At 63.0% G+C, this 22,761-nt stretch carries 24 protein-coding genes; 15 read left to right on the plus strand and 9 right to left on the minus strand.

Translation table 11 applies throughout. From position 1 onward, the window contains the following. Nucleotides 1-122 precede the first annotated feature (122 nt). From AC19YX_RS23900 to ppnP, 8 genes are all read left to right on the plus strand, one after another. Nucleotides 123-1,913, plus strand: coding sequence for an acyclic terpene utilization AtuA family protein (locus AC19YX_RS23900; protein WP_500607193.1), 1,791 nt, complete (start codon nucleotides 123-125; stop codon nucleotides 1,911-1,913). A 15-nt stretch (nucleotides 1,914-1,928) separates the two neighbouring features. Beyond that, nucleotides 1,929-2,801, plus strand: coding sequence for an SDR family oxidoreductase (locus AC19YX_RS23905; protein ID WP_500607194.1), 873 nt, complete (start codon nucleotides 1,929-1,931; stop codon nucleotides 2,799-2,801). A gap of 3 nt (nucleotides 2,802-2,804) precedes the next feature. After that, complete coding sequence (atuC, locus tag AC19YX_RS23910; protein WP_078470627.1) at nucleotides 2,805-4,421, plus strand: geranyl-CoA carboxylase subunit beta; 1,617 nt, start codon at nucleotides 2,805-2,807, stop codon at nucleotides 4,419-4,421. A gap of 119 nt (nucleotides 4,422-4,540) precedes the next feature. Then, a complete protein-coding gene (gene atuD, locus AC19YX_RS23915; RefSeq protein WP_078470628.1) occupies nucleotides 4,541-5,698 on the plus strand; it encodes a citronellyl-CoA dehydrogenase in 1,158 nt (385 codons plus the stop codon). Continuing rightward, a complete protein-coding gene (locus tag AC19YX_RS23920; protein WP_201131872.1) occupies nucleotides 5,695-6,492 on the plus strand; it encodes an enoyl-CoA hydratase/isomerase family protein in 798 nt (265 codons plus the stop codon). Before atuD ends, AC19YX_RS23920 begins: the two co-directional genes overlap by 4 nt. 68 nt (nucleotides 6,493-6,560) lie before the next feature. Next, nucleotides 6,561-8,522 (plus strand): acetyl/propionyl/methylcrotonyl-CoA carboxylase subunit alpha, encoded by a 1,962-nt coding sequence (locus AC19YX_RS23925; protein ID WP_500607195.1) that lies wholly within the window; start codon nucleotides 6,561-6,563, stop codon nucleotides 8,520-8,522. A gap of 70 nt (nucleotides 8,523-8,592) precedes the next feature. Then, a complete protein-coding gene (locus tag AC19YX_RS23930; protein ID WP_078470631.1) occupies nucleotides 8,593-9,135 on the plus strand; it encodes a 3'-5' exonuclease in 543 nt (180 codons plus the stop codon). Nucleotides 9,136-9,217: 82 nt separating this feature from the next. Next, nucleotides 9,218-9,502, plus strand: a complete 285-nt coding sequence (gene ppnP, locus AC19YX_RS23935) for a pyrimidine/purine nucleoside phosphorylase (protein ID WP_020299735.1) — start codon at nucleotides 9,218-9,220, stop codon at nucleotides 9,500-9,502. 74 nt (nucleotides 9,503-9,576) lie between these two features. On the opposite strand, the gene AC19YX_RS23940 is transcribed toward ppnP, so the two are convergent. Both AC19YX_RS23940 and AC19YX_RS23945 read right to left on the minus strand, forming a co-directional pair. Beyond that, the gene (locus AC19YX_RS23940; RefSeq protein WP_421548363.1) at nucleotides 9,577-10,380 is read right to left on the minus strand and encodes an MOSC domain-containing protein; all 804 of its coding nucleotides are present in this window, start codon (nucleotides 10,378-10,380) and stop codon (nucleotides 9,577-9,579) included. Between the two features lie 101 nt (nucleotides 10,381-10,481). After that, on the minus strand, nucleotides 10,482-11,417 hold the full coding sequence (locus AC19YX_RS23945) for a chemotaxis protein CheV (protein ID WP_020299733.1): 936 nt from the start codon (nucleotides 11,415-11,417) through the stop codon (nucleotides 10,482-10,484). Between the two features lie 545 nt (nucleotides 11,418-11,962). On the opposite strand from AC19YX_RS23945, the gene AC19YX_RS23950 reads away from it, so the two are divergent. The 3 genes from AC19YX_RS23950 (at nucleotide 11,963) to AC19YX_RS23960 (ending at nucleotide 14,489) form a co-directional block, all read left to right on the plus strand. Then, nucleotides 11,963-12,433, plus strand: coding sequence for a hypothetical protein (locus tag AC19YX_RS23950; protein ID WP_500607196.1), 471 nt, complete (start codon nucleotides 11,963-11,965; stop codon nucleotides 12,431-12,433). Between the two features lie 506 nt (nucleotides 12,434-12,939). After that, entirely contained in the window at nucleotides 12,940-13,833 is an 894-nt protein-coding gene (locus AC19YX_RS23955) for a sensor histidine kinase (protein ID WP_078470634.1), read from the plus strand. After that, nucleotides 13,830-14,489 carry a response regulator gene (locus AC19YX_RS23960; RefSeq protein WP_078470635.1) on the plus strand — a complete coding sequence of 220 codons (660 nt, stop codon included), beginning with the start codon at nucleotides 13,830-13,832 and terminating at the stop codon, nucleotides 14,487-14,489. Before AC19YX_RS23955 ends, AC19YX_RS23960 begins: the two co-directional genes overlap by 4 nt. Here the strand turns inward: AC19YX_RS23960 and yegS are convergent. Continuing rightward, nucleotides 14,486-15,391, minus strand: a complete 906-nt coding sequence (gene yegS, locus AC19YX_RS23965; protein WP_500607197.1) for a lipid kinase YegS — start codon at nucleotides 15,389-15,391, stop codon at nucleotides 14,486-14,488. The genes AC19YX_RS23960 and yegS overlap by 4 nt on opposite strands. A 256-nt stretch (nucleotides 15,392-15,647) precedes the next feature. Between yegS and AC19YX_RS23970 the strand changes: the two genes are divergently transcribed. Both AC19YX_RS23970 and AC19YX_RS23975 read left to right on the plus strand, forming a co-directional pair. After that, nucleotides 15,648-17,105 carry a mannose-1-phosphate guanylyltransferase/mannose-6-phosphate isomerase gene (locus AC19YX_RS23970; protein WP_500607198.1) on the plus strand — a complete coding sequence of 486 codons (1,458 nt, stop codon included), beginning with the start codon at nucleotides 15,648-15,650 and terminating at the stop codon, nucleotides 17,103-17,105. Nucleotides 17,106-17,263: 158 nt separating this feature from the next. Continuing rightward, on the plus strand, nucleotides 17,264-17,527 hold the full coding sequence (locus AC19YX_RS23975) for a hypothetical protein (RefSeq protein WP_078470638.1): 264 nt from the start codon (nucleotides 17,264-17,266) through the stop codon (nucleotides 17,525-17,527). A 60-nt stretch (nucleotides 17,528-17,587) separates the two neighbouring features. On the opposite strand, the gene AC19YX_RS23980 is transcribed toward AC19YX_RS23975, so the two are convergent. Together AC19YX_RS23980 and moaB are read right to left on the minus strand one after the other, a co-directional pair. Continuing rightward, on the minus strand, nucleotides 17,588-18,814 hold the full coding sequence (locus AC19YX_RS23980; protein ID WP_421548366.1) for a molybdopterin molybdotransferase MoeA: 1,227 nt from the start codon (nucleotides 18,812-18,814) through the stop codon (nucleotides 17,588-17,590). Next, nucleotides 18,798-19,337 carry a molybdenum cofactor biosynthesis protein B gene (gene moaB / locus AC19YX_RS23985; RefSeq protein WP_020299725.1) on the minus strand — a complete coding sequence of 180 codons (540 nt, stop codon included), beginning with the start codon at nucleotides 19,335-19,337 and terminating at the stop codon, nucleotides 18,798-18,800. The genes AC19YX_RS23980 and moaB overlap by 17 nt, the downstream gene beginning before the upstream one ends. 79 nt (nucleotides 19,338-19,416) lie before the next feature. Here moaB and mobA point away from each other — a divergent pair, with 79 nt between their 5' ends. Together mobA and AC19YX_RS23995 are read left to right on the plus strand one after the other, a co-directional pair. Continuing rightward, nucleotides 19,417-20,019: a molybdenum cofactor guanylyltransferase MobA gene (gene mobA / locus AC19YX_RS23990; RefSeq protein ID WP_500607199.1), complete on the plus strand. Its 603-nt coding sequence runs from the start codon at nucleotides 19,417-19,419 to the stop codon at nucleotides 20,017-20,019. Nucleotides 20,020-20,094: 75 nt separating this feature from the next. Continuing rightward, nucleotides 20,095-20,316, plus strand: a complete 222-nt coding sequence (locus tag AC19YX_RS23995) for a YgdI/YgdR family lipoprotein (protein WP_043230450.1) — start codon at nucleotides 20,095-20,097, stop codon at nucleotides 20,314-20,316. An 88-nt stretch (nucleotides 20,317-20,404) separates the two neighbouring features. Here the strand turns inward: AC19YX_RS23995 and AC19YX_RS24000 are convergent, their stop codons facing one another. The 4 genes from AC19YX_RS24000 to AC19YX_RS24015 all read right to left on the minus strand — a co-directional run bounded on the left by AC19YX_RS24000 (nucleotide 20,405) and on the right by AC19YX_RS24015 (nucleotide 22,537). Beyond that, nucleotides 20,405-21,295, minus strand: coding sequence for a pseudouridine synthase (locus tag AC19YX_RS24000; protein ID WP_201131880.1), 891 nt, complete (start codon nucleotides 21,293-21,295; stop codon nucleotides 20,405-20,407). An 81-nt stretch (nucleotides 21,296-21,376) separates the two neighbouring features. Beyond that, a complete protein-coding gene (locus AC19YX_RS24005) occupies nucleotides 21,377-21,697 on the minus strand; it encodes a hypothetical protein (RefSeq protein WP_043230518.1) in 321 nt (106 codons plus the stop codon). A 56-nt stretch (nucleotides 21,698-21,753) separates the two neighbouring features. Then, on the minus strand, nucleotides 21,754-22,194 hold the full coding sequence (locus AC19YX_RS24010; RefSeq protein WP_078470642.1) for a S24 family peptidase: 441 nt from the start codon (nucleotides 22,192-22,194) through the stop codon (nucleotides 21,754-21,756). A 106-nt stretch (nucleotides 22,195-22,300) separates the two neighbouring features. Then, nucleotides 22,301-22,537: a glutaredoxin family protein gene (locus AC19YX_RS24015; RefSeq protein ID WP_421548369.1), complete on the minus strand. Its 237-nt coding sequence runs from the start codon at nucleotides 22,535-22,537 to the stop codon at nucleotides 22,301-22,303. Between the last annotated feature and the right edge of the window lie 224 nt (nucleotides 22,538-22,761).

The raw sequence follows: 22,761 nt of genomic DNA on the forward strand, positions 1-22,761 counted from the left end.
CGCGCAATTTAAGCCTCCGGGGGCGACCAAGCAAGCGCTCGGGTCGAAGATACCTTGCGCATTTACAAACCAAGCGCTTGCTTGGTAGTCTCCTCGCAGTTCTTTTACCCGAGAGCCCTGCCATGACCAAGACCGTACGCATCGGCTGCGCCAGCGCCTTCTGGGGCGACACCTCAAGTGCCGCCGCGCAACTGGTGGAGGGCGGACACCTGGATTACCTGGTGTTCGACTACCTGGCCGAAATCACCCTGTCGATCATGGCCGGTGCCCGCATGAAGGATCCGACGGCCGGCTTCGCCACCGACTTTGTCGACGTCCTCAGCCCGCTGCTGGCGACCATTGCCCAGCAGCGGATCCGGGTCATCAGCAACGCTGGCGGGGTCAACCCCCAGGCCTGCGCCGCTGCTCTGCAAGCCGCCTGCGACAAAGCCGGGGTCGAGCTGAAGATCGCCGTGCTGCTGGGCGACGACCTGCAACCTCAATTCAAGCAACTGCGCGATGCCGGCCTCCACGAGATGTTCAGCGGTGCGCCCCTGCCGGCAACGTGCGTCTCGACCAATGCCTACCTGGGCGCCCCGGGGATTGTCGAAGCACTGCGCCTGGGCGCCGACATCGTGATTACCGGGCGGGTGGTCGACAGCGCGGTGGTCAGTGCGGCGCTGGTGCATGAGTTCGACTGGTCGTGGCAGGACTACGACAAACTGGCCCAGGCCGCCCTGGCCGGGCACATCATCGAGTGCGGAGCGCAATGCACCGGCGGCAACTTCACCGACTGGCGCGAGGTACCGGACTACGAACACATCGGTTTCCCTATCGTCGAAGTCGCGGCCGACGGCCAGTTCGTGGTGAGCAAGGTCGAACACAGCGGCGGCCTGATCAGCCCCCTGAGCGTCGGCGAACAGTTGCTCTACGAGATCGGCGACCCGCGTGCCTACCTGCTGCCGGATGTAGTCTGCGACTTCAGCCAGGTCCGGCTGCGGCCACAGGGCAAGCAGGCGGTTAGCGTGCACGGCGCCAAGGGCCTGCCGCCCACGGCCCAGTACAAGGTCAGCGCCACCTACCTCGACGGGTTTCGCTGCACCGCCAGTTGCCTGATGGCCGGCATCGACGCCGTCGCCAAGGCACGCAGGGTCAGCCAGGCGATCATCGACAAGACCAGCGAGATGTTCAGCCAGCGCGGCTGGGCGCCCTACAGCGAAGTGAACATCGAACTGCTGGGCAGCGAAGCCACCTATGGTCCCCATGGCCAGCGCCAGGACAGCCGTGAAGTGGTGATCAAACTGGCGGTGCGCCATCCGAGCAAGCAGGCCCTGGTCCTGTTTTCCCGGGAGATCGCCCAGGCCGCCACCGGCATGGCGCCGGGCCTGACCGGGATCGTCGGCGGCCGGCCGACGGTGTATCCGCTGATCCGCCTGTTCTCCTTCCTGATCGATAAACAGGCCTGCCCGTTAAGCATCGACTTCGCCGGGCGGCAGCATCCCTGCGCCCTGCCCGCCGTCGACGCCCTCGACCCGGCGGCCCTGCCCGCCCCGCACCCGGTGCCCAAGCCCGAAGGGCGCGCCGACGCCAGCGTGGCCTTGATCAAACTGGCAGTGGCGCGTTCCGGCGACAAAGGCAACCACAGCAATATCGGGGTCATGGCTCGCAGCGCCGAGTACCTGCCGTGGATTGCCGAAGCCCTGACCCCGGAAGTGCTGGTGGACTGGATGAGCCACGTGCTCGATCCGCTGCATGGCCGGGTCGAACGCTGGTACTTGCCGGGCAGCCACAGCCTCAACTTCCTGCTGGAAAACGCCCTCGGCGGCGGTGGCGTGGCCAGCCTGCGGATCGACCCGCAAGGCAAGGCCTTCGCCCAGCAGTTGCTGGAAATCCAGATCCCGGTGCCCCAGGGCATCGCTGACGCCGTCAATTGACGCAAAGGAGCCGCCGTGGCTTACGACTCGATATTCAAACCTGGGCTGTTCAGCGGCCAGACCGTGCTGGTCACCGGCGGCGGCAGCGGTATCGGCCGCTGCACCGCCCATGAACTGGCGGCGCTGGGCGCCCATGTGCTGCTGGTGGGGCGCAAGGCCGAGAAGCTGCAAGCGGTGGCCGGGGAGATCGCCGAGGACGGTGGCAAGGCCAGTTGGCAAGCCTGCGATATTCGCGATGAAGAGGCAGTGAAAGCGCTGGTGGCCGAGCTGATCGCCGACCACGGGCCGATTCATGGCCTGGTCAATAACGCCGGCGGGCAGTACCCCTCGCCGCTGGCGTCGATCAATCAGAAAGGTTTTGAAACCGTGATGCGCACCAACCTGGTAGGCGGTTTCCTGATGGCCCGGGAAGTCTTCAACCAGTCCATGAGCAAGCACGGCGGGAGCATCGTCAACATGCTCGCCGACATGTGGGGCGGCATGCCGGGCATGGGCCATTCCGGCGCGGCGCGCTCGGGGATGGACAACCTGACCAAGACCGCCGCCTTCGAATGGGGTTACGCCGGGGTGCGGGTCAACGCCGTGGCGCCGGGCTGGATCGCCTCCAGCGGCATGGACACCTATGAAGGCGCCTTCAAGGCGGTGATCCCGACCTTGCGCGAACACGTGCCCCTCAAACGCATCGGCAGCGAGTCGGAAGTCAGCGCGGCGATTGTGTTTCTGCTGAGCCCGGCGGCGGCCTTTATCAGCGGCAGCACCCTGCGCATCGACGGCGCCGCCAGCCTTGGCAGCCGCGCCTGGCCGCTGCACAAGGCGCAACGCGGTGCTCCGGCGTACAACGGTTTCCACCGTGCGTACCTGCCGGACGTACTCAAGGACGAGGAGTAAGCCATGCCGGTGATCCACTCCCAGCTCGACCCGCACAGCCCGTCATTTGCGCAGAACCGCGAGGCGATGCTGGCCGCCATCGCGCAGATCCGCCAGTTGGAGCAGAACCTGCTGGACAAGGCCGCCCAAGCCAAGGAGAAGTTCGCCCAGCGAGGACAATTGCTGCCCCGTGAACGCCTCAATTTGCTGCTGGACCCGGGAGCGCCGTTCCTGGAGCTGGCGAGCCTGGCCGGCTACAAGCTGCATGACGACAAGGACGGCAGCCAGGCCGGTGGCGGCCTGATCGCCGGGATCGGCTACGTGTGCGGGGTGCGCATGCTGGTGGTGGCCAACAACAGTGCGATCAAGGGCGGCACCATCTCCCCCAGCGGCCTGAAAAAATCCCTGCGCCTGCAGCAGATCGCCCTGGAAAACAAATTGCCGGTGGTGACCCTCGCCGAGAGCGGTGGGGCCAACCTCAACTACGCGGCGGAGATTTTCGTCGAAGGCGCACGCAGTTTCGCCAATCAGGCGCGCCTGTCGGCCATGGGCTTGCCGCAGATCACCGTGGTCCATGGTTCAGCCACTGCCGGCGGCGCCTATCAACCGGGGCTGTCGGATTACGTGGTGGTGGTGCGCGGCAAGGCCAAGCTGTTTCTGGCCGGGCCACCGCTGCTCAAGGCCGCCACCGGTGAAGTGGCCACCGATGAAGAACTGGGCGGTGCGCAAATGCACGCTCAGGTCGCCGGGACCGCCGAGTACCTGGCAGAGAACGACGCCGATGGCCTGCGCATCGCCCGCGAAATCGTCGGCCTGCTGCCGTGGAACGACCAGTTGCCAGTGGCTGCCCCGCGCCCCTACGCCGAACCGCTGTACCCGATCGACGAGTTGCTGGGGTTGATCCCCGACGACCCGAAAAAACCCTACGACGTGCGGGAAATCATCGCGCGCCTGGCCGATGCCTCGAACTTCCTGGAGTTCAAGGCCGAGTTCGACCAGCAGACCATTTGCGGCCATTTGCAGATTCAGGGCCGGGCCTGCGGCTTTATCGGCAACAACGGGCCGATCACGCCCAAAGGTGCGAGCAAGGCCGCGCAGTTTATCCAGCTGTGCGATCAAAGCCGCACTCCGCTGCTGTTTTTCCACAACACCACCGGGTTCATGGTGGGCACCGAGTCGGAACAGCAAGGGGTGATCAAGCATGGGGCGAAGATGATCCAGGCGGTGGCCAATGCCCGGGTCGCCAAGCTGACCATCGTCGTCGGCGGTTCCTACGGCGCCGGCAACTACGCCATGTGCGGGCGCGGCCTGGACCCGCGCTTTATCTTCGCCTGGCCCAACAGCCGCACGGCGGTGATGGGCGGCGCCCAGGCTGGCAAGGTGCTGCGCATCGTCACCGAGGCCAAGCACGCCAAGCAAGGCCAGGTCGCCGACCCGAAGATGCTCGACATGCTGGAACAGGCCACCGCGCAAAAGCTCGACAGCCAGTCCAGCGCCTTGTATGGCAGCGCCAACCTGTGGGACGACGGGCTGATCGACCCCCGGGACACCCGTACGCTGCTGGGTTACCTGCTGGATATCTGCCACGAGGCCGAGGTTCGCCAGTTGCAACCCAACAGCTTCGGCGTAGCACGGTTTTGAAACGAAATGCCCTGTAGCCGCTGCCGAACGCGGCCCGAGCCTTCGGCAGCGGCTACAGGTCGGGAGTTCGGGCAATCAGGATTGACGCGGTGTGACTCAACCTCAGGAGAACAATAAAAATGATCTTCACCCAGGAACATGAAGCGCTGCGGCGCACCGTGCGCAGTTTTGTCGAGCGCGAGATCAACCCCCATGTCGAGGAATGGGAGAAAGCCGGGCGCTTTCCGATCCACGAGCTGTTTCGCCAGGCCGGCGAGCTGGGGTTGCTGGGCATTTCCAAGCCGGAGAAATTCGGCGGCATGGGCCTGGACTACAGCTATTCGATCGTCGCCGCCGAAGAATTCGGCACCATCCATTGCGGCGGCATCCCGATGTCCATCGGGGTCCAGACCGATATGTGCACCCCGGCCCTGGCGCGGTTCGGCTCCGATGAGTTACGTGAACAATTCCTGCGCCCCGCCATCAGCGGCGAACAGGTGGGCTGCATCGGCGTCTCCGAAGTCGGCGCCGGCTCCGACGTGGCGGGCCTGAAGACCACGGCCCGCAAGGATGGCGACGACTACGTGATCAACGGCAGCAAGATGTGGATCACCAACTCGCCCTGCGCCGACTTTATCTGCCTGCTGGCCAACACCTCGGACGACAAGCCCCATATCAACAAGTCGCTGATCATGGTGCCGATGAACACCCCGGGCATCAGCCTCAGCTCGCACCTGGACAAGCTCGGCATGCGCAGCTCGGAAACCGCCCAGGTGTTTTTCGACAATGTGCGGGTGCCCCAGCGCTACCGCATCGGCCACGAGGGCGCGGGTTTCATGATGCAGATGCTGCAATTCCAGGAGGAGCGGCTGTTCGGCGCGGCCAATATGCTCAAGGGCCTGGAGTACTGCGTCGACAGCACCATCGAGTACTGCAAGGAGCGCAAGACCTTCGGCAACGCGCTGATCGACAACCAGGTGATCCACTTCCGCCTGGCCGAACTGCAAACCGAGATCGAATGCCTGCGAGCCCTGGTCTACCAAGCCACCGAGCAGTACGTGCGGGGCCAGGACGTGACCCGCCTGGCGTCCATGGCCAAGCTCAAGGCCGGGCGCCTGGGACGCGAAGTCAGCGACAGTTGCCTGCAATATTGGGGCGGCATGGGTTTCATGTGGGATAACCCCGTGGCCCGGGCCTATCGCGATGTGCGCCTGGTGTCGATTGGCGGCGGCGCCGACGAAATCATGCTGGGCATCATCTGCAAACTGATGGGCATCCTCCCGGGGAAAAAGAAATGAGCCGCCTGCCCGAATGCCAGACCCTGCTGCTCGAACCCCACAACGGCGTGCTGCACATCACCCTCAATCGCCCGGACAGCCGCAATGCCATGAGCCTGCAGATGGTCGCCGAACTGCGCGCGGTCCTGGCTGCCGTGGGGGACGATCGCAGCGTGCGCGCCCTGGTACTGGGCGGCGCCGGCGGGCACTTCTGCGCCGGTGGCGACCTCAAGGACATGGCCGCCGCCCGCGCCCAGGGCCCGAGCGCCTACCGCGAGCTGAATCGCGCCTTTGGCACCTTGCTCGAAGAGGCGCAACAGGTGCCCCAGGTCCTGATCGTGGTCCTGCAAGGTGCGGTCCTCGGTGGCGGTTTCGGCCTGGCCTGTGTCAGCGACATCGCGATTGCCGACCACCAGGCGCAGTTCGGCATGCCCGAAACCAGCCTCGGCCTGCTGCCGGCGCAGATCGCCCCCTTTGTGGTCCGACGTATCGGCCTTACCCAGGCCCGCCGCCTGGCCCTGACCGCTGCGCGTTTCGACGGCAACGAAGCCGAACGCCTGGGGCTGGTGCACTTTGTCGAGCATGACCCCCAGGCCCTGGCGGAACGCCTGGACGAGGTGCTGGCCCACGTCCTGTGCTGCGCCCCAGAGGCCAATGCCGCGACCAAGGCCCTGCTTCTGGCCAGTGCCGAAGAAGCCCTGCCCTCGCTGCTGGATCGCGCCGCCGAGCAGTTCAGCCAGGCGCTGGTCAGCGCCGAAGGGGTCGAAGGCACCCTGGCTTTTGTCCAAAAACGCAAACCGGCCTGGGCCCGTTGAGCCAGTGGCCGGCCAGCCACTGATGCTGAAGCCGGCTTCGCCAGAACTACCACCTCAGGGAGCCCCCCATGCGTGCCTTCAGCAAAATCCTTGTCGCCAACCGTGGTGAAATCGCCTGCCGTATCCAGCGCACGGCTCAGGCCCTGGGCTATCGCACCGTGGCGGTGTTCAGCGATGCCGATGCCGACGCCCTGCATGTGCGTATGGCCGATGAAGCGGTAAATATCGGCGCGGCGCCGGTGCAACAGTCCTACCTCAACAGTGCCGCGATCCTGGACGCTGCCCGCCGCAGCGGCGCCGATGCGATTCACCCCGGCTACGGCTTTCTTTCGGAAAACGCCGCGTTCGCCAGCGCCTGCGAGGCGGCCGGCCTGACCTTTATCGGCCCCAGCGCCGCAGCCATCGAGCTGATGGGCAGCAAGCGCCTGTCCAAACTGGCGATGCTGGCGGCGGGTGTGCCGTGCATTGCCGGCTACCAGAGCGCCGAGCAGGACGATGCCCGCTTGCAGGCCGAGGCCGAACGCATCGGCTACCCGCTGATGATCAAGGCCAGCGCCGGTGGCGGCGGGCGCGGCATGCGCCTGGTGCAACAGCCCGGACAGTTGCAGGAGCAACTGCGCACCGCCCGCTCGGAGGCACTGCATGCCTTTGGCAGCGATGAGTTGATTCTGGAACAGGCGTTGATCGAACCGCGGCACGTCGAGATCCAGGTGTTCGGCGACCAGCACGGCAACCTGATCTACCTCGGCGAGCGCGATTGTTCGATCCAGCGCCGGCATCAGAAAGTCATCGAGGAAGCGCCGTGCCCGGTGATGACTGCCGAACTGCGCCAGACCATGGGCGAGGCCGCCTTGCAGGCCGGGCGTGCGGTCAATTACGTCGGTGCCGGCACCGTCGAGTTTCTGCTGGATGCGCGCGGGCAGTTCTATTTTCTAGAGATGAACACCCGCTTGCAGGTCGAACACCCGGTCACCGAGCTGATCACCGGCCTCGATTTGGTGGCCTGGCAGTTGCAGGTCGCCGCCGGCCTGCCCCTGCCCTTGCGCCAGGAGCAGGTGCAGCTCACGGGCCATGCCATCGAAGTACGGTTGTATGCCGAGGATCCGGCGCAGCAGTTTCTGCCCCAGACCGGCCGGGTACAGCGCTGGGAGCCCGCCTCGGGCCCAGGGGTGCGCATCGACCATGGCCTGCTTGAGGGCCAATCGGTCAGCCCCTTCTACGATCCGCTGCTGGGCAAGCTCATCGCCCATGGCGCCACCCGTGAAGACGCCCGGCGCAAGCTGCTGCGGGCCGTGGAGGATTCGGTGCTGCTGGGGCTGGCCAGCAACCAGCGGCTGCTGGCCAATCTGTTGGCCCATCCGGGATTTGTCAGCGGCCAGTTCAGCACCGCCTTTATTGCCGAGCACTGCGCCGATGACCCGAGCCTGCAAGCTCTGCCCCCCAGCCCCGAACACCTGGCCATCGCCGCCGCGCTGTTTTACCAACAGGCCAGCGGCGCCCATCCCACAGGCCTGGCGGGCTGGCGCAACACCCCTAACCCGGCCCTGCACTACCGCCTGGGACATGAGCTGCAAAGCTGGTCGATCGCGGTCAGCCCGTTGCCGGCGGGCACGGTGCAGGTGCACCTGGCAGAGCAGACCCTTCAGCTCAAACTGCTGGAGCAGGACGGGCGCTGGGCCCGGGTCGAGGTCAACGGCGTGCAGCGGCGCCATGCCTACCACTTGCAGGGCGAGCACCTCTGGCTGGGCACCGGCCCCGGCAGCCTGCACGTGCAGGACCTGACCCACGCGCCGGTGGCCGGCCAGGCCAGCGCCGAGACGGGCACCCTCAAGGCGCCCATGGACGGGGCGATTGTCGATGTGCTGGTCAGCGAGGGCATGCCGGTGAGCAAGGGCCAACTGCTGCTGGTGCTGGAAGCGATGAAGATGGAACACCCGCTCAAGGCCGGCATCGACGGGGTGATCAAACGGGTTCAGGTGAGCCTGGGCGACCAGGTGAAAAACCGCCAGATTCTGCTGGAGGTGGAATAAGCCGCTAGGCGGATACGCCGGCTTTGGCTACGCTCATGCCTCATCTGGATGTTCAAGGCTGGAATTTGCGATGCCCCACTGGCTGGTAATAGATCTGGAAGCCACCACCGATGAAGGCGGCTGGCCGGTGAGCGAGATGGAAATCATCGAGATCGGCGCCACCCTGGTGAACCGGGAAGGCCGCGAACTGGATCACTTTCAACGCTTCGTCCGGCCCTCGCGGCGGCCGATGCTCACGCCCTTCTGCCGTGAACTGACCCACATCACCCAGGCCCATATCGACGCGGCGACGCCCTTGAGCGAGGTCTGGCCGCAGTTCGAGCGCTGGCTCAGCCCGCACCACGAGCGCTTGCACGGCTGGGCCAGCTGGGGCGATTACGATCGTCAGCAACTGCTGCAGGAATGGCAGCAACTGCACTTGCAAAGCCACCTGAGCCAGGTGCCCCACATGAACCTCAAGCAGCGCTTCGCCAAGGCCCGGCGCCTGGAACGGCCCATGGGCCTCAACAGCGCGCTGCAACTGGCGGGAATGCAGTTCAGCGGCCAGCAACACCGGGCCCTGGAGGACGCGCGCAATACCGCGCGCCTGCTGCCACTGATTCTTCCGGCCTGAGCCTGCGGGCAACAGGTGACGCCCCTAATGCCCTTGTGCATACTGGCCGACCTTTTTGACCCTTTTTCTAGAGGAATCGCCCATGTTTAAAGTCAACGAGTACTTCGACGGCACCGTCAAGTCGATTGCCTTCGGCACGGCCGAAGGTCCGGCCACCATCGGCGTCATGGCTCCGGGCGAATATGAGTTCGGCACCGCGCAACGGGAAATCATGCACGTGGTCTCCGGCGCCCTGACCGTCAAGCTGCCTGACAGCAACGGCTGGGAAACCTTCGCCGCCGGCAGCCAGTTCAATGTTCCGGCCAACAGCAAGTTCCAGCTCAAGGTCGCGGTCGATACCGCCTACCTGTGCGAGTACCGCGGCTGATCCGAACACCGGACACTGCACAAAAAAATGCCCGTATCCTGCGATACGGGCATTTTGCATTTCAGGATCAGGGGTTATTCGAGCACGGTGACCGGCATCCCGACTTCAAGCCGACCGTTGCTGTCGTTCACCAGGTTTTGCCCGAACATTGCACCGTCTTCCTGGGCCCGGTACTGCTGCAGGGTGGCCAGGGGCTCGCGGTCGGCGCTGCGCTTGCCGGTCTGCGGGTCGATGGTGGTGAGAATGCAGCGCGCGCATGGCTTGACCAGCCGAAACTCGATATCGCCGATTCGCACCCGCTTCCAGCCGTCCTCGGCATAGGCGCTGCTGCCCTCGATCACCAGGTTGGGTCGAAAACGCAGCATCTCCAGGGGGCGCCCCACACGCTGCGACAAATCTTCAAGGGACGCCTGGCCAATCAGCAGCAACGGAAAACCATCGGCAAAGGCCACCTGATCGTCGTCCTTGCCGTAACCGGCCTCGGTGGCACGGGCCCGCTCCAGCGGCACCTGCACCAGGCGCGTCGGCTTGCCGACAAAGTCGCTGACCCAGGCCGCAGCAGCCGCGCCGGCATCCGGCACACGCAGGGTATCGCGCCAGATGGTCACCCCCCGCAGCTCGGCATCGGCGCCGGGCAAGGCGACATCAATCGCGCTATGCCCGGGGGCACTCAGGGTCAGGCCGCCGCGTTCGTTATACAGCGCCGAGAGTTGGCTCATCTGCGCCACCGCGCGCTGCGTCAGGAAGCGGCCGCTGGCTTCATCCACCAGCATCCAGCGTCGATCCCCATCCAGGCCCAGTTTGTCCAGGGTGATCTGTTGCAGGGACTCGCCCTGGCCGGACTTGAGGGGGTATCGATAAAGCGCACTGAGACGCATGGCTGCTTCCTGGGGGGCAAAAACGCCACCTTATACGAGCCACCGGATGATGCAAGAAAACCCGACACGGGCAGGCCTTGCGCCTGCCCGCAGCCGCCAGGTCAGGCCGGGACTTCGTCGAGCATCAGGCGCTGGCGCACCACGTCGACCAATTTGTCCGGCTGGAACTTGGAGAGGAAGTTGTCGCAGCCGACCTTCTTCACCATCGAGTCGTTGAAGCTCCCGGACAGTGACGTGTGCAGCACTACATACAGGCCACGCAGGCGCGGGTCGTTGCGAATCTCGGTGGTCAGGCGATAACCGTCCATCTCCGGCATTTCCGCATCGGTGAAGATCATCAGCAACTTGTCGGTCATGACCACGCCGGTATCGGCCCAGGCCTTGAGCATATTCAGGGCCTTGAGGCCGTCACTGGCGATGTGCATCTTGACCCCGAGCTGGCCCAGGGTATCGCGCAGTTGCGACAGCGCTACGTTGGAGTCATCCACCAGCAGCACTTCGCGACCACGGGCGCGCTCCAGCACCGGATCGTCGAGCTTGTCGCGGGAAACCTTGGCGTTGTAGGGGACGATCTCCGCCAGGACTTTCTCGACGTCGATGATTTCCACCAGTTGATCGTCGACCTTGCTGATGGCGGTCAGGTAATGCTGGCGGCCAGCACTGGTCGGTGGCGGCAGGATGGCTTCCCAGTTCATGTTGACGATGCGATCGACGCCGCCGACCAGGAAGGCCTGCACCGAGCGATTGTATTCAGTCACGATGATGGTGCTGTTTGGCCCCGGGATCAGCGGGCGCATGCCAATGGCCTGGGACAGGTCGATGACCGGCAAGGTCTGGCCCCGCAGGTTGACCACACCGCATACAAACGGATGGCGCTGGGGCATCAGGGTCAGCTTAGGCAGTTGCAGAACTTCCTGCACCTTGAAAACGTTGATCGCGAACAGCTGCCGCCCGGCCAGGCGGAACATGAGGATTTCCAGGCGATTCTCACCCACCAGCTGCGTACGTTGATCTACCGTGTCGAGAATGCCGGCCATTAATGACTCCTGGGCGTGTTCTGATGAATTCACTAAAGGGAGTTATCGGCTGATAAAGCCGGACCTTGACCCCCTTACAAAATGCCACGTAAAACCATTGATGTCACATTAACATCATGGTTTACTGCGGTCGTCATCTCACACGAACACGACATTACTGGCGCCGACTACAAAGCGCCGGCAAAGTTCCTGCGTCTAGGGGAATCCCCTAGGAACAATCAGGACCAACCTGATATTCGCAGTATCCAATAGCCATTAATGTGACGCCATTCTCATTGCATGAATGGAGTCAGGCTTTTGTGTGCGACCGCAGGAACACAGCTTGGAACCCTCTCAAGCCCCACCGTCCTTGATCTTCCAGCGCGCGAGCTCTTGCTTGTCAGCGGCGCTGACGGTGCCTGCCTTTGCAGATTCGGCCACTCCCTGCCTACCCTCGCCGCCCCATCAGTCGCACCGGCGCGCAGCACGTTCGGCCTCATAGGCATCCTCAAATCCCTGGCCGGCCTAACCCTTCCATTACCTGGCACCCCGTCGTGGAGATCCGCATGCTGAAGGAAGGCTATAAGGGGTATCAGCCGCTGTCGGAATTCCTTGCCGAAGCCGAGAAGCTGCTGGCCAAGTCCGAAGATTGCCTGAATCACCTGCACCTGATCAGCAACGATGAAGAAGCCATCCAGTGCCTGCGCGACTCCCTGCTCACGCTTGCGAACATCACCCACGCCAGAGATGTAGAGCCTCTCAGTGATTTTGCCCGGTGCGTCCATGAGGTACTGGACCCCTCCCGAAACTCGATGGACCTGGGGCAACAGGTCCTGCTCGCACTCAAGGACTGCCTGACACTGATGGCCTGGCAACTGGAACTGGTCGACCCCACCAGCGGCCAACTGAACATGGATGACAGCGAACAAAGCCTGCTGCTCGATGCCCTTGCCACGCAGCTTGATCAGCACCCTCCCCGGCGAATTTCCTCAGGCACGCCCTACCAAACGCTCTCTATCTCCAAGCGAAACAACTGAAAACGCTGCCAGTCATTTCGACTTCGGGCCTGCCCGAACAGACCGCTGAGCGTTTTGAGCGCGATGTCGCCATTGAATACTTCATATCTCTCAGCGACATACTCAAGTATTAGCACCGCCAACTAAGGCCCATTATCGGGACTGCAAGTTTGGCGCTCTAACACCCAATAAAACCCTAATAAAATCAAATAGATCTTTACTGATTACAAGCATAAGACACAAATGGAACACCCGTCCCAAACCCAATAAACCTGACCTCCCAGACATATAAGTCGTCTATTTGGAAACGCGACCAACGGTATTCGAAGTGGTATTATGCGATCCATTAGATGCATTAAATAATGGCAAATTGCCTTCATTCAGAACCTGCAAAAGGCTGGCTCGCGACTTATGGAGCGTGCTGATTTTTAACCTTGCCCTTTCAAACAGCACCGCTTTTCAAACCGGGTCCCGTCACACGTTGTGACCGGGCTCCCCGTACTGAACATTTATTGGCTTCATATGCTATGCACGCCAGCCTCAAGTCCTTTATCACCTGGTCGCGTCCTCATAAAAACCTGCTGTGGCTGAGCCTGTTGCTGTGCTCATGCGCAGCCGTCGCCAACCTGGTTATTTACTGCCTGGCCAGTACTCTGCCGACGGCCCTGCTGGTGTTGAATATGGCGGCGCTGGCCTGTACCTGGATCCAGTACGGCTATACCCGCAAGTCGATCGAGTTCCAGCCCCAGGAGTTGGCCGACCGCCTGTTGGAAGTCCAGGAAAACGAACGCCATCGCCTCAGCCGCGAACTGCATGACGATATCGGGCAACTGCTGACCGCAGCCAAGCTGCAAAACGAATGGCTCAAGCGGCGCCTGCCCGAAGACCTGCACAGTCACTGCGCAGCCCTGGGCGCCACGCTGGATGAGACCCTGGCCAAGGTGCGCGACGTCTCGGCTATTCTCAACCCCCGACAACTCAACAGCCTGGGGCTGGAAGCCAGCCTGCGCGCGCACCTGCTCAAGACCCTGGAAAACACCCCGATGCACTGGAGCCTGGAATGCCAGCAGCACTTGACCGGGATCCCCGAGGAAATGGCCGTGGCAGCCTTTCGGGTTACCCAGGAAGCCGTCACCAATATCCTGCGTCATGCCCAGGCGCAAAACCTGCTGGTGCGCCTGCAGCGCCTGCCGCAGGGGTTGTCATTGCTGATCAGCGACGATGGCCGGGGTTTTGCCCCGGCGGCCAACCCGGGCGCCCAGGGGCAACGGGGCATGGCCGGCATGTCCGAGCGCATCGCACAACTGGGCGGCACCTTGAAAATCACCAGCCAGTCCGAGCAGGGAACACAGATTGAAGCACTCTTCCCCTGGGCTCCCCGGGCACTCGAACGGGCCAGCAAGAATAAGGTTTTACATTGACCTGTAATTTACTTCTGGTGGATGACCACTCGCTTATCCGGGCCGGCGTGCGAGCCCTGGTCATGGACATACCCGGTTACGCAGTGGTCGGCGAGGCCAGCGACGGCGGCCAACTGCTGGAGCTGGTTGAACAGCTGCTGCCGGATATCGTGCTGCTGGATATTTCCATGAAAGACACCGGTGGCCTCGAAGCCTTGCAGCGGCTCAAGGCGGTACGTCCGCTGAGCAAGGTGCTGATCCTGTCGATGCACACCGATCCGGCCCTGATCATGCAAGCGCTGGAATCCGGCGCCCATGGCTACCTGCTCAAGGACACCACCGCCACCGAACTCGAACACGCCCTCGAAGCCCTGCGCAACAACGAGCGCTACCTGAGCCCGGCCATCGCCCACACAGTAATCAACCAGGCCCTCACCCGAGTCCAGAAGCAGCAGCCGGAACAGGCCGATACCCACAACCTGACCGCGCGCCAGCTGGAAATCCTGCGCCTGATCGTGCGCGGCAAGTCGACCCGGGAAATCGCCCAGGGCCTGGGTCTGAGCATCAAGACCGTGGAAACCCACCGCTCGCAGATCATGAAGCGCCTGCAGATCTACGACGTCGCAGGCCTGGTGCTGTTTGCCGTGCGCGAACAGATCATCAGCCTCGACGACTAGTGCGCCGGGCGCTGGCCGAGCAAGGGTGAGCCCACCGGCAAATGCACGCGTAGCGCCCCAGGCCGGGCGCAGAAGCGCAGGCTGTCGCCCTTCAGCGGCTCGCCGTCGAGGTTGATGTCCAGGCCTTCGCTGACCTTGATCTCGACCCACGGCAAGCGCGCCCGGACAAACATGTTGTCCAGGCCAAAGCCCCCGGCCAACAGGTCCTTCAAGGTCCCGACCAACTCCTGCGGCGCCGGCAGGATGCTGATATCCAGCAGACCGTCGTCGGCCAGCGCATTCGGGCACAGCATATGCCCCCCACCCGCCTGGCGACCGTTGCCGATCCCCAGCGCCAGCAACTCGCCGCGCCAGTGGAAATCCGGCCCCTGCAACTCGCCGTAGGCCGCATGCAGCTCGCTGAAACGGGTGAGACCGGTAAACAGATAGGCCGCACCGCCCAAGACTTTCTTCAAATCTTCGGACGTATTGGCGGTCACCTGGCTGCCAAACCCGCCGGTGGCCATGTTCAGGAACACCTGGCCGCCGACTTCCCCCAGATCGATCGCCTGGGGCGCGACATCAAGCAGGTCCAGCGCGGCTTCCGGCTCCAGAGGAACACCGGCCGCGCGCGCGAAGTCATTGGCCGTGCCCAAAGGCAACAGGACCAGGCTGGCCTCGCCGGTATGCCCGGCCATGGCCTCGGCGATATCGCGCAAAGTGCCATCGCCGCCGCCGGCAATCAGCTGTGGATAACCTGCGGCCAGGGCTTCACTCACCAGGCGCTGGGCATCGCCCGCCTCCCAGGTCAGACGTACGGCCAGCTCCCAGCCCTGCTCACGCTTGCGTTCGACGGCGTTGCGTACTTGTTCGTTGAGGGCTTGCTTACCGTGTAAAATCAACAGCGCTTTGCGCTCGCTCATCCGTCGTCACTCCTGTCAGTCGAAGGTTGCTGCTGGATGTTGACCACCGGACGAGGAAAAAAACCCGTGGTTGGCCATTTAATTCATCACCTTCGTCGATTCCTGTGGAAAAACAGCGCACTCACTCGTACCAGGGCGGTTCGCCATTACCCAGCGTAGGTCGACAGCCCAGGTTTCGTGCGCGCATGCCGTCACAAACCATTTCGCTTTTACTCGGCGCAGCCCTGGCCGCGCACCTGACACCGAGGCCTTCTGAGTGAGCACTCTCATTCCTTGCATCATCGCTGGCGGCGCCGGGACCCGGTTGTGGCCTGTCTCTCGGGAGGCCCTGCCCAAACCCTTCATGCGTCTGCCCGATGGCGAAAGCCTGCTGCAAAAAACCTTCGCTCGCGCGAGCGGGTTGGATGACGTCGGCCGGCTGCTGACGGTAACCCGGCGGGAAGTGCTGTTTAACACCCTTGATGACTACCGCCCCCTGAACCGCCGCAAGCTGGAGCTGGACTTCATCCTCGAGCCTTTCGGCCGCAACACCGCGCCAGCAATCGCCGCCGCCGCCCTGCACGTGCGCCGCCACTACGGCGAGGACGCCCAGTTGCTGGTGCTGCCGGCCGATCACCTGATCACCGAGCTGGACGCCTTCGCCACCGCGGTAGGCCACGCTCGGACACTTGCCGAACAGGGCTGGCTGGTGACCTTCGGCCTGGTTCCTCAGCGCGCGGAAACCGGCTTCGGTTACATCGAAAAAGGCGCGGCATTGGACGATGCGAGCTTTCAGGTCGCGCGATTTGTCGAAAAACCCGACGCAATGACCGCCCAGGCCTATGTCGACAGCGGTCGCCACCTGTGGAATGGCGGCATGTTCTGCATGCGCGTCGACACCCTGCTGGAGCAATTGCGCGAGCATGCGCCCGAGGTGCTGACCAGCGTGCAAGAGTGCCTGGAGCGAAGCCACAGCCGCCAGGGCCCTGGCGAACTGCACCTGGAACTCGACGCGGACAGCTTCGCCTGCGTACCGGATATTTCCATCGACTACGCCCTCATGGAGCGCTCGCACAAGGTGGCGGTGGTGCCCTGCCAACTGGGCTGGAGCGATATAGGCTCATGGCAGGCGGTGCGCGAACTGCGCCCGGTCGACGCCCACGGTAACCAATGCCAGGGGGAAAGCGTGTTGCTGGACGTCAGCAACTGCTACATCGACGCCCCGCGCCGCCTGGTAGGTGCGATTGGCCTGGACAACCTGATCATTATCGACACCCCGGATGCCCTGCTGATCGCCGATGGGGCACGCAGCCAGGACGTCGGGGTCATCGCCCAGGCCCTGAAGCGCCAAGGCCATGATGCCTATCGCCTGCACCGCACCGTCAGCCGTCCCTGGGGCACCTACACGGTTCTGGAAGAAGGCCCGGGGTTCAAGATCAAGCGCATCGTGGTGCAGCCCCGCGCCTCACTCTCGCTGCAACTGCACCATCACCGTAGCGAGCACTGGATAGTGGTCAGCGGCACGGCCCAGGTCACCAATGGCGACCAGGCGTTCGTGCTGAAAACCAACGAATCGACCTTTATCAAACCGGGCCGCCCGCACCGCCTGGTCAACCCGGAGGCTGACGAACTGGTGATGATCGAAGTGCAAAGCGGCGAGTACCTGGGGGAGGATGACATCGTGCGTTTCACCGATGCCTATGGACGCACCCCTGGAGAAAAAGGGCCGGCCTGATCCGGTCAGCCGGATTCTCTGAGCGAGGCTCCAACTTTCGTACGGACTCTCTTTACTTTTCTTACAACAGATTGGGAATTGCCTGAATTGACCCCATCCCGGCAATCGAAGAAGGTTCAGGTCAGGCGAACGGCGCCTGTTACAGGGACGTGAATATCATGAACGACAAGCAACTTTTCGAGGGTTCGAACTCCGGCCTCAATCGCCGACCCGGCCATAACCTGTGGTTGGCACCCAAGCCTGTGCAGGTGGCTGGCGGGGTCGTGCAATCGACCGTCGAACTCAAGGCCGGCGAGGGAAAATGCCTGCGCCTGCTGAAAAGGCTCGCCTGGGCCGGCCTGGCCGTGGCCCTGCTGACGGGGCTGCTGAGCTGGGGCATCAACAGCCGCTTCGGCTTGCTGCTATTGCTCCTGCTGCGCTAGCCGCCAGGCCTTGCCGACACACGCCCGACCATGATCCGGTCGGGCATGTCTGCTGCCACTTCAACCGAGCACTTCACTCAAGGGAATGAAGTTGACCCAATCCCCTTCGACCAGTGTGCGCCCCTCGAGCACCTCGACCAGCCCTTCGGCCCAGGCAGCGCTGCGCAACACACCGGAGCTCTGGTTGCGGTAAATCACCGCCCGACCTTGCTCCATCCGCCCACGCAGGTACTCACGCCGGTTACCGGGCTTGGCCCAGACAAAACCCGCAGGTACCTGAAACTGCAATGGCAGTACGTCGCGTACACCCTGCCGGCGCAACAGATAAGGCCGGGCCAGCAAGGCAAAGGTCACCAGGGTCGACGCCGGGTTACCCGGCAGACCAATGACCGGCACCCCGCGAAAATGTCCGAAGGTCAGCGGTTTGCCAGGCTTTATCGCCAACTTCCACAACGCCAGTTCACCTTCCTCGCGCAAGGCGATGCCGAGGAAATCCGCTTCGCCCACCGAGACTCCGCCGGTGGATAAAATCAGGTCGACATCGGACAGCTCGGCCAGGCGCTGGCGCGTGGTCGGCAGGTCATCGGGAAGAATCCCGGCGTCTACCACCTCACACCCCAGGCGTTGCAGCCAACTGCAGAGCAGGACCCGATTACTGTTATAGATCTGCCCCGGTCCCAAGGCCTGGCCCGGCTCAACCAACTCGTCACCGGTAGACAACACCGCCACGCGCACAGGGCGCACCACCTCAAGCTCGGCGCAACCCAGGGAAGCGGCCAGCCCTTGCTCGATAGGCCCCAGGCGTGTGCCGGCCACCAGCACTGTCTCGCCTACGGTGGTTTCCTGGCCCTGGGGGCGAATGTTCTGCCAGGGGCTCATCGGCTCGCTGAACAGCACTCGCTCATCCGCCTGGACCTGGGCGTTTTCCTGCATTTCTACACAATCGGCCCCTGCCGGCACCGGCGCACCAGTGAAAATGCGCGCACAGGTGCCCGCCTTCAGCGGCTCGGGCGCTTGCCCGGCGAAGATCCGCTGGCTGACCGGCAGCGGCTCGCCGTGCCAATCCGCAAGACGCAAGGCATAGCCGTCCATCGCACTGTTGGGCCATGGCGGCAGGTCCAGGGTGGAAACCAGGTCATCGGCCAACACTCGCCCCTGGGTCTGGGCCAGGGGCAAGCGTTCACGCTCAAGAATCGGCGCCGCTTCCGCCATCGCCAGCAACTGTGCCAGGGCTTCTTCCACCGGCAGCAAGGTGCCGGTCTTGCCAGGCTTACCCACGGGATTCACAGGGTGCGGCCTGCTTCAAATGGGGAACGAAGTTGCACGGCCGGTGGCGCGAGTCCAACTGCTCGGCGAGGATCCCGTCCCAGCCGGTGCGCACGGCATTGGTCGATCCCGGCAGGCAGCAGACCAGCGTACCGTTGGCCAGCCCGGCCAGGGCCCGGGACTGCACAGTGGAAGTGCCGATATCGGCCACCGAGATCTGCCGGAACAGCTCCCCGAAACCATCGACCTGCTTGTCCAGCAGGCAACTGACCGCTTCCGGCGTGCTGTCGCGACCGGTAAAGCCCGTACCGCCGGTGATCAGCACCACCTGCACCACGTCATCGGCAATCCAGGTCGCCACCTGCGCGCGAATCTTGTAGAGGTCGTCTTTAAGCAGAACCCGTGCGGCGAGGTTATGCCCCGCTGCGCTCAGGCGATCGACGAAGACTTGACCGGAGGTATCGGTCTCCAGGGTGCGGGTATCACTGACCGTCAGCACGGCAATGTTCAGCGCTGCGAAAGGCACATCAGCCTTGGCTTTCATAGGCTCGATCCAGTTGTAGGAGAAACAGCCCGGTGTTATATCACAGCGCTCTCTTTGACTGCCGCTACGGAGACCTGCCATGACCTTGCGCCTGCCCACACCGCCCTGTTCGATCCTGCTCCTGGCTGGCGGACGAGGGCAACGCATGGGTGGCCAGGACAAAGGCTTGATCGAATGGCGCGGGGAGCCGCTGATCGCCCACTTGCAACGCCTGACCCGTGGCTTGAGCGACGACCTGATCATCTCCTGCAACCGCAACCTGGAGCTGTACGCCAGCTATGCCGATCAGTTGGTGCACGACGACAGCCAGGACTTTCCCGGGCCGCTGGCGGGGATTCGCGCCGGGCTCAAGGCTGCGCGCCATGAGCGGTTGCTGGTGCTGCCCTGCGATGTGCCGCAGGTCGATACCGAACTGCTGTTGCAGATGCTGCAAACCGCCAGTGCCCACCCAGGCAAACCGCTGATGCTGCGCCAGGGCGAGCACTGGGAGCCCCTGTTGTGTGTCATCCCGACATCACTGCTACCGGACGTGGAACGGGCCTGGCTGGAAGGTCAGCGCAGCCCCGGCAAAGTCATGCGGGACCTGGGGTGCGTGGCATTGCAATGCCCGGAAAATGATGCACGGCTGGCTAACCTGAACACGCCTGAGCTGTTACACCAGCACAACAGAGTGGCAGAATGACGCTAGTAAGGAACTTGCTGACGCTGTATACGTCTGAACATCAGTACTCAAAGTATTCAATTTCGGAGACATGCAATGACTCAACGGACTCTCGCCACGCTCATGCTCGCACTGGGTATCGCCACTCTTGCCGGTTGCGCCTCGCCTACAGTGATCACCTTGAATGACGGTCGCGAAATCCAGGCCGTCGACTCACCTAAGTTCGACAAGGATTCGGGCTTCTACGAATTCGAACAACTGGACGGCAAGCAAACCCGCATCAATAAAGATCAGGTTCGTACTGTCAAAGAGCTGTAAGCCCACCAGCTTGCGCCCGACTGACATAAAGCCCGCCTTGCGCGGGCTTTATTCTATGCAGGGCACTGAAATCCAGCCCCATGCCCCTTTACCAGTCCAGGCGGATGCGACTTTCGAACTCGCGCTCCTGCCCCGTCAACGGGTCGAGAAAGCGCAGGCCCTGGGCCAGTAACTTGAGCGGCCGGGCATAGTCGTCCTGCGCGTCCTTGAGCACCTGTGGATAGAACGGGTCATTGCAGATCCCCGCCCCCAAGGCACTCATGTGCACCCGCAGCTGGTGCTTCTTGCCCGTCACCGGGTACAGACCGTAGCGCCAGAGCTCACCGTTTTTTTCACGCACCTCCACCGCCGTTTCGGTATTACTGACGCCGGCGCCTTCCTGCATGCGGAAGAACGGCTCGCCCTCTACCAGCCGACTCTTGTGCACCAGGGGAAAGTCATGTTGCGGCAACGCCCGGGCAATGGCCTCGTAGCGTTTTTCAATCTGCCGCGTGGGAAACAACGATTGATAGGCCGAACGGCTATGGGGATTGGCGGAGAACAGCACCAGCCCTGCTGTGTGCCGATCGATACGATGCAAGGGCACCAGGTGGGGGTTGTCCAGACGCCGAATCAATCGTCGCAGTAGCGTCTGCTCGACATACTCGCCTGCCGGCGTGACCGGCAGAAAATGCGGTTTATCAGCCACGACCAGATGCTCGTCGGCAAACAGAATCGACTCCTGCACCGGTATCACCTTTTCGTCCGGCACTTCGCGAAAATAATGAATTCGCAAGCCTTCGCGGTACACCAGGTCAATGCCGACAGGCTGCCCCTGCCCGTCAAGCACCCGTCCGCGAGCAATGCGGTCGAGCCACTGCTCGCGGCTGATGGTGCTGAAGTGATCACAGAGGCAATCGAGCACTGTCGACCAGGAACCTGGAGGCAGGTACAAGGTGCTGGCCTGGTGCTGCGCGGCATTGAAAGGTGTGGAAGACATACGAAAAGCTCGAGCCGTTAATGCAAAGGCGCATTATCCGGCAAGGGCTGCGAGGCGCCTAGGAGAGTTTGCGCAAGCGAATCAAGCGTGCCCGACCTTGGCTTGCGCCGCTGCATCGGTGAACTCCTTGAGCCAGCGCAGCACATCCACCGCCTCCCAACGCCCTGGATCGTAGAGCGCATAAAGCAGGCCCTGGTAGCCCACCACATCCAACTGGCGGTGGTAACCGGCCCGCTGAAACAAGGCTTCGATTTCGGCGAAGCAGGTATTGAAATGCAACTTGTTGAACGGTGTCTTGCCTTCGGTGACCAGGCCATCCAGGCGCAATTCGAGCACCGCCTCATGCACCACATCGGCCGACATGCGATTCACACTGCTTTTCAGTTGTTCGACATTGACCATCATCTATCCCTTCCCTTCTTCATTCGTCCCCTGCCTGCACCCTCTGCATGGCAAGATCATCCACGGCCCACATAGCTGACCACCCACAGCACCACACCCCAGATCTGCAGCGACTCCTGATCATTCACCGCTACCGACGGTATCGACGGGCGCGCAGCCTTGAGCAGCAGGCCGCCCCTGGGATCGGGCGCCAGCAGGCGCAGGCTGAAGCGACTTTCTCCATCGAGATGGACCACGACATAGTGTTCCGCGACCGGGGTCGCCGAGCGATCGACAATCAAGCGGTCACCGGGGTAAATGCCAAACCCGAGCAAGCTGTCGTCATCGACCAGCACTGCGCGGATCTGCGGGGCGCCCAGGCCTACGGTACGGTCCAGGGAAAACCCGTTCAGCAGCGCCTGTTCATCCGCGACAACGCTGGAATCAGCTCGCGACTCCCCGGGCTCGGGCAGCAAGTGCTGCAAGCGCTCGGCACGGGCAAGAATGGTCAAGGACATGGCAGGGCACCCCAAATACTGTACGCACATACAGTAAACGAATTATCGGGTTGTTGCCAACGGATTAGCAGGCGTGCGACAGGCGGGGGGCCAGGGCGCGTTGCCCTCAGCGCAGGAAGGCCACGACCTGTTCGGCTTCGAAGGGCCAGTCCAGTTCGGCACCGGTGTCTACCCGGCGCAGTACCGGAATGCGCAAGCCATAAGCCTCGAACAAGGCCTCGCTGTCGGCGATGTCCACCAGTTCGACCAGCAATCCATGCTCGACCAGCGGCATCAATTCTGTTTCGGCAAGCTCACACAGGTGGCAACCAAGGGTGCCGAACAACTGGCATTCAGGAGGCATGACGCACAGACCAAAAAAAGGAACAGGGGCGTTATTCTAAGCCTGTCGCCAATGCTCGTCGACCCAGGCTCGGGGCGCATTACAGCCGAAACCCACGCCTCGACGGCCCCTCGAATCCGGCTGCCGGACCACGCATTCGGACATTCCGGGCAAAACATGACCTATATCAGCTCACGCCCAGGGCGATTGCGCGACCCTCGCGGCTTTTTTGCCTCTAGGCTGTA

The sequence above is a fragment of the Pseudomonas sp. MF09150 genome, assembly GCF_059862355.1.